Genomic DNA, 6,101 nt, shown 5'->3' with positions numbered 1-6,101 from the left:
GGCAGCAGACCCAATATGTCTATGTCGAGGATTGAGCCACTTCAATCCTCCCCTGGCCGGGGAGGATTATGTGGCGGCCGCGTATTCGCCCTTCCAATGTTGGAACCGATTTGCTTCATCATGATCGATGGGCAGTTCGGCATCCGGTTTCACCCCGGCTGCCACCGTTGAGGCGTCGGTGCCGCTTGCGCGAGGTCTCGTCGCTTGGGAACGGCGCGACGGTGCCGCCTCCCCGGCGCAGCGGCCGTGACAGTGTCAACTGCGTGTCAACTTCGGCGGCCCGCAGCCCTTGTTGGTCCCATGCTTTCGCAGGGGAACGATTCCACCCGAATGTCCACGCCTGAGGGAGACCCCGCATGACCCGCCCGATCGCGCTCATCCTCGCCTCGCTGCTCGCCGGCGCCGCCGCGCCCGTGCCGCCCGAAGCCTATGACGTCGTCATCCGCGGCGGCCGGGTGCTCGATGGGGCGGGCAATCCGTGGATCACCGCGGACGTCGCGATCAAGGACGGGCGCATCGTCCGCGTCGGTGTGGTCGAGGGCGCGGGCAAGCAGGAGATCGACGCGCGCGGCCGCTATGTCGCGCCGGGCTTCATCGACATGCTCGACCAGTCGGGGCGCACGCTGCTGCGCGACGGGTCGGCGGTCAACAAGCTTCGCATGGGCGTCACCACGCTGATCGCGGGCGAAGGCGGCACTGCGGTGCCGGCGGACGAGATCGCGGGCTATTTCACCAAGCTTGAAAGCCAGGGCATCGCGGTCAATTTCGGCACCTATTACGGCGCGGTCCAGGCGCGGGTGAAGGTGATGGGCGACGCCGCCGGCGCGCCGAGCGAGGAACAGCTTCGCGCGATGGAGGCCGAGGTACGCACCGCGATGAAGGCTGGCGTGTTCGGCGTCTCCTCCGCGCTCATCTACTCCCCCGCCAGCTTCCAATCGACCGCCGACCTCGCCCGGCTCGCCGCGATCCCGGGCAAGTGCGGTGGCTTCTACGCGAGCCACATGCGCGACGAGAGCGACAAGTTGCTCGCCGCGATCGACGAGGCGGTGGCGATCGGCGAGAAGAGCGGCGCCAAGGTCGAGATCTTCCACATCAAGGCCGCCTACGCCCCGCTATGGGGCAAGCTGATGCCGCAGGCGATCGCGCGGATCGAGGCGGCGCGCAGTCGCGGGCTCGACGTCGGCGCCAACATCTACCCCTATCGCGCCGGCGGCACCGGGCTCGACGTGACGATCCCGACTCACGTCTTCGCCAAGGGGCGCGAGGCGGCGCACGCTGCGCTGCGCGATCCGGCCGTGCGCGCCCAGCTCAAGAAGGAGCTCGCCGCCGGGCCGCAGGCCGACTGGTCGAACCTCGTCCATGCCTCGGGCGGCTGGAGCAACGTCGTCCTCGCCAACGGCCAGACCGAGGCGACCAAGCGCTTCCACGGCAAGAGCTTCGCCGAGATCGGCAAGGCGCTGGGCAAGGACCCCGCCGATGTGGCGTGGGACATCTGGCTCGGCGCCCTCCCCGCCCGCGCGACCGCGCTCTATTTCATGATGGACGAGCGCGACATCGAACTCGCGATGAAGCAGCCCTGGGTCAGCGTCGGCACCGATGCCGGCGCGGCCGACGCCACCGCCGATCCCGCGGCGCAGGGGCGCCCGCACCCGCGTTCCTCCGGCACCTTCCCGCGGATCATCGCCGAATATGTCACGGCGCGGAAGGTGCTGACGCTGCCCGACGCGATCCGCAAGATGACCAGCTGGCCCGCCCAGCGCCTCGGCCTCGCCGACCGCGGGCTGCTGCGCGAGGGGATGCGGGCCGATCTCGTCGTGTTCGACCTGCCCAAGGTCAAGGATCGCGCGACCTTCGAGGACCCGACCGCCGCGCCGGAAGGTATCGGCGAGGTCGTCGTCAACGGCGTCGTCGCGCTCGCCAAGGGCCAGCCGACGGGGTCGCGCAGCGGTGCCGTGCTGCGGCATTCCTGCCCCGGCGTCTAGCCCGCAGCGCCCCCGGCACGGCCAACCGCAGCCACGGGTCAGCCCAACGCAATGTTTATTGCCTACTAGATTAATGGGATTATCTTGCGGACATGGAGCCGTCATATGGAGACCATGGCCATGTCCATCTTCTCAGCCCATGACGTGAATTCACCGATCGTCCTGACCGTTCCGGGCCTGGGCGGCTCGGGCCCCTCCCACTGGCAAAGCCTGTGGGAGGATTCGCGTCCCGACACCCGCCGGGTCGAGCTCGGCATGTGGAGCACGCCGCACCGCAACAGCTGGGTGACCAAGCTCGACCAGGCGATCCGCGAGGCACAGGCGCCGGTGGTGCTCGCCGCGCACAGCCTGGGCTGCCTCGCCGTCGCGTGGTGGGCGGAACTCGCGGGACAGCCCTATGGCTGGCCGGTGGCGGGCGCATTGCTCGTCGCGCCGGCCGATGTCGACAAGGGCTCGCACGAGGCGCTGCGCGCCTTCGCCCCCTCGCCGACCAAGCCGCTGCCCTTCCCCTCGATCCTGGTCGCGAGCACCGACGACCCCTGGGTGCATATCGACCACGCCCGCAACCTCGCCGCCAATTGGGGCAGCGTGTTCGTCGATGCCGGGCCGCAGGGCCACCTCAATGCCGACAGCGAGCTCGGCTGGTGGCACGAAGGTCAGGTGCTCCTCGACCGCGTGCTCGACGCAGCGAGCGACCGGCGCGGCCGGCCGCGGAAGGTGGAGCAGCATAGCGTGCTGGCGATCAACGCCACCGACGCGGCGCAGCGGCATTATCTGGGGAACTGACTGACGCGCGCGAGCCGCGCGGGTTCAGGCCCGCGCGCCCGCGACCTCGCTCTCGTTCCAGCGCAGCGCCTTCAGCACCGTGTCGACGATGTGCGGCGCGTTGAGGCCGGCTTCGTCATATTGCAGCTCGGGCTTGTCCTGGTCCTGGAAGGTGTCGGGCAGGCGCATCGTGCGCAGCTTGAGACCGTTGTCGATCAGGCCCGCATCGCTCGCCATCGTCAGCACATGCGCACCGAGGCCGCCGACCGAGTTCTCCTCGATCGTCACCGCGACCTCGTGCGTCGTCAGCAGGCGGCGGATCAGCGCCTCGTCGAGCGGCTTGGCGAAGCGCAGGTCGGCGACGGTGGTCGAGAGGCCCTTGGCCTCGAGCGCGTCGGCGGCCTTGAGCGCTTCGGCGAGACGCGTGCCGAGCGAGAGGATTGCGACCTTCTTGCCCTCGCGCACGATGCGGCCCTTGCCGATCTCGAGCAGTTCGGGCGCCGCGGGCAATTCCACGCCGACGCCGTTGCCGCGCGGATAGCGCAGCGCGATCGGGCCGGCGTCGTATTCGGCGGCGGTGCGCGTCATGTGCACCAGTTCTGCTTCGTCGGCAGCCGCCATCACCACGAAATTAGGCAAGGCGGCGAGATAGGTGACGTCGAAGCTGCCGGCGTGCGTCGCGCCGTCGGCGCCGACCAGCCCCGCGCGGTCTATGGCGAAGCGGACGGGCAGGTTCTGGATCGCGACGTCGTGGACGACCTGGTCGTAAGCGCGCTGGAGGAAGGTCGAATAGATCGCGCAGAACGGGCGCATCCCCTGCGCGGCGAGACCGGCGGCGAAGGTCACCGCGTGCTGCTCGGCGATGCCGACGTCGAAGGCGCGGTCCGGATGCGCCTTGGCGAACTTGTCGACGCCGGTGCCAGAGGGCATCGCCGCGGTGATCGCGACGATTCGCTCGTCGGTTTCGGCGAGCTTGGCGAGCGTCTCGCCGAACACGTTCTGATAGGCGGGCGGTCCCGGCGGCGCCTTGGCCTGCGCGCCGGTGATGACGTCGAACTTCTGCACGCCGTGATATTTGTCGGCCGATGCCTCCGCGGGCGCATAGCCCTTGCCCTTCTTGGTCACGACATGGACCAGCACCGGGCCTTCCTTGGCGTCGCGGACATTCTCGAGCACCGGGATCAGATGGTCGAGATTATGGCCGTCGACCGGGCCGACATAATAGAAGCCCAATTCCTCGAACAGCGTCCCGCCGGTGACCAGGCCGCGGGCATATTCCTCGGTCTTGCCGAGCGACTGGTGGACCCGGCGCGACAGCTTCTTGACCATCCGGCTCGCGAGGCTGCGCAGCCCGAGATATTCGGACGAGGAGACGACACGCGCGAGATAGGCCGAAAGCCCGCCGACCGGCGGCGCGATCGACATGTCGTTGTCGTTGAGGATGACAATCAGGCGGTTGCCGGCCTGCTCGGCATTGTTCATCGCCTCATAGGCCATGCCCGCGCTCATCGCGCCGTCGCCAATCACCGCAATGCCGCGGCCGGGCGTCCCGGCGAGCTTGTTGGCGACCGCGAAGCCCAGCGCGGCGGAGATCGAGGTCGAGGAATGCGCCGCGCCGAACGGGTCGTACTCGCTCTCGCTGCGCTTGGTGAAACCGCTGAGGCCCCCGCCCTGGCGCAACGTGCGGATGCGGTCGCGGCGCCCGGTCAGGATCTTGTGCGGATAGCATTGGTGCCCGACGTCCCAGACCAGCCGGTCCTCGGGCGTATTGAACACATAATGGATCGCGACCGTGAGCTCGACCACGCCAAGCCCAGAGCCGAGATGTCCCCCGGTCGTGCCCACGGCGGAGATCGTCTCGGCGCGCAGCTCGTCGGCGAGCTGGCGGAGCTGGGCGGGCTTGAGCTTGCGGAGATCGGTCGGCGTGTCGACGGTGTCGAGCAACGGCGTCGTGGGAAGGTCGGCCATTTGCCGCATCTACTCCAGCGTCATGATGGTGTCCAACGCCCCTGCAGCGGCGACGGACGCATCGTCATGAGCGAAAGCTGAGCAGTCGCTGAAAAGGCCCGTACGCCTCAGGCCGCCCGGCGCTTCGCCATGTCCCGCCCGAGCCGCCAGGCGGCGTCGAGATTGGGCTGCTGGTCGGCGCCATGCGATTCGAACAGCAGCTCGTGCCGCACGACCCGCGCGCCGCAATAGTCGAAGATGCCATGGTCGATCTGCGTGCGCATCGCGCCGAAATAGCCGTGGCGCGCATAGGTCCCCGTATCGGTGCCGCCGACCGCGATCAGCACGACCTCGAGCCGCCCCAGCTTCTTGCGTCCTTCACCCTCGGTGTAGCCATAGGCCCAGCCATTGGTGAACACGCGGTCGATCCAGCCCTTGAGCAGCGCGGGAAAGGACCACCAATAGACCGGATAGACCAGCACCAGCCGATCGGCGCGGTCGATCCGCGCCTGCTCCGCGAGGATATCGTCCGCCGGAGTCGCCGTCAGCAAGTGCGCGGCAAGGTCCTGTGCGGTCTGACGCGGATCGAATCCCTCGGCCGCGAGATCGGCGATCTCCACGCTCACCGCCGGATCGGATTCGCGCAACCCGCCCGCGAACGCGTCGGCGACGGCATGAGTCAGCGAATTGGGATCCGGGTGGGAAATCACGACAAGGTTGCGCATCAAATACCTCCGAACGCGCTGGCATCTCCGCCATCGCTACTATATACTGGTAGTAAGTTACTAATGGTATATAGAGATGTCAAGCAGCGCTGAGGCAGGCGACAAGCGTGTGCGCATGGCGCGGGGCGACCGGCTGACTCAGCTGCTCGACCTGGCGTGGAAGATCGTGCGCGAGGAAGGGACGGACGCGCTCACGCTCGGTCACCTGGCGGCGCGCGCCGGTGTCACCAAGCCCGTGGTGTACAGCCATTTCGGCACCCGCGAGGGGCTGCTCGCGACGCTGTTCCGCCGGTTCGACGCGCGCCAGACCGAATTGATGGACGCAGCGCTCGAACGCAGCGAGCCGACGCTCGCCGATCGCGCGCATGCGATCGCCTCATCCTATGTCGATTGCGTGTTCACGCAGGGCCGCGAGCTCCCCGGGGTGGTCGCGGCGCTCGAGGGCTCGCCCGAAATGGAGCGTATCAAACGCGAGTTCCATGCCGAGTTCATGGAGAAATGCCGCGTCCTGCTTGCGCCCTTCGCGCCGTCGGGCGACGTTTCGGCCGCGGGGCTGTGGAGCATGCTCGGCGCGGCGCAGTCCTTGTCGCAAGCCGCCGCGAGCGGGGCGGTGACGCGCGACGAGGCGATCGCCGAACTCGACCGTTCGATCCGGGCGATGGTGGAGATGCGCTAGCGCGCG

5 protein-coding genes are annotated in these 6,101 nt (G+C 68.4%); 3 read left to right on the top strand and 2 right to left on the bottom strand.

The window, feature by feature from the left end; genetic code table 11:
* Positions 1–356 precede the first annotated feature (356 nt).
* Together ABDV68_RS08185 and ABDV68_RS08180 are read left to right on the top strand one after the other, a co-directional pair.
* Positions 357–1,982 (top strand): amidohydrolase family protein, encoded by a 1,626-nt coding sequence (locus tag ABDV68_RS08185; RefSeq protein WP_343519321.1) that lies wholly within the window; start codon positions 357–359, stop codon positions 1,980–1,982.
* Positions 1,983–2,102: 120 nt separating this feature from the next.
* Positions 2,103–2,768: an alpha/beta hydrolase gene (locus ABDV68_RS08180; protein ID WP_343519320.1), complete on the top strand. Its 666-nt coding sequence runs from the start codon at positions 2,103–2,105 to the stop codon at positions 2,766–2,768.
* 24 nt (positions 2,769–2,792) lie between these two features.
* Here ABDV68_RS08180 and dxs read toward each other — a convergent pair whose 3' ends face one another.
* Entirely contained in the window at positions 2,793–4,715 is a 1,923-nt protein-coding gene (dxs, locus tag ABDV68_RS08175; protein WP_343519319.1) for a 1-deoxy-D-xylulose-5-phosphate synthase, read from the bottom strand.
* Between the two features lie 107 nt (positions 4,716–4,822).
* Positions 4,823–5,419, bottom strand: coding sequence for an NAD(P)H-dependent oxidoreductase (locus tag ABDV68_RS08170; protein ID WP_343519317.1), 597 nt, complete (start codon positions 5,417–5,419; stop codon positions 4,823–4,825).
* Positions 5,420–5,495: 76 nt separating this feature from the next.
* Here ABDV68_RS08170 and ABDV68_RS08165 point away from each other — a divergent pair, with 76 nt between their 5' ends.
* Positions 5,496–6,095 carry a TetR/AcrR family transcriptional regulator gene (locus ABDV68_RS08165; RefSeq protein WP_343519316.1) on the top strand — a complete coding sequence of 200 codons (600 nt, stop codon included), beginning with the start codon at positions 5,496–5,498 and terminating at the stop codon, positions 6,093–6,095.
* Positions 6,096–6,101: the final 6 nt, after the last annotated feature.

Source organism: Sphingomonas sp. (genome assembly GCF_039595165.1).
GTDB lineage: Bacteria > Pseudomonadota > Alphaproteobacteria > Sphingomonadales > Sphingomonadaceae > Sphingomonas.
This window is presented reverse-complemented; position numbering and strand designations above follow the sequence as displayed.

Bases quoted from the DNA above. Each gene is read 5' to 3' on its own strand.
- ABDV68_RS08185 (WP_343519321.1), top strand. From the start codon at position 357: ATGACCCGCCCGATCGCGCTCATCCTCGCCTCGCTGCTCGCCGGCGCC.
- ABDV68_RS08180 (WP_343519320.1), top strand. From the start codon at position 2,103: ATGTCCATCTTCTCAGCCCATGACGTGAATTCACCGATCGTCCTGACC.
- dxs (WP_343519319.1), bottom strand. From the start codon at position 4,715: ATGGCCGACCTTCCCACGACGCCGTTGCTCGACACCGTCGACACGCCG.
- ABDV68_RS08170 (WP_343519317.1), bottom strand. From the start codon at position 5,419: ATGCGCAACCTTGTCGTGATTTCCCACCCGGATCCCAATTCGCTGACT.
- ABDV68_RS08165 (WP_343519316.1), top strand. From the start codon at position 5,496: ATGTCAAGCAGCGCTGAGGCAGGCGACAAGCGTGTGCGCATGGCGCGG.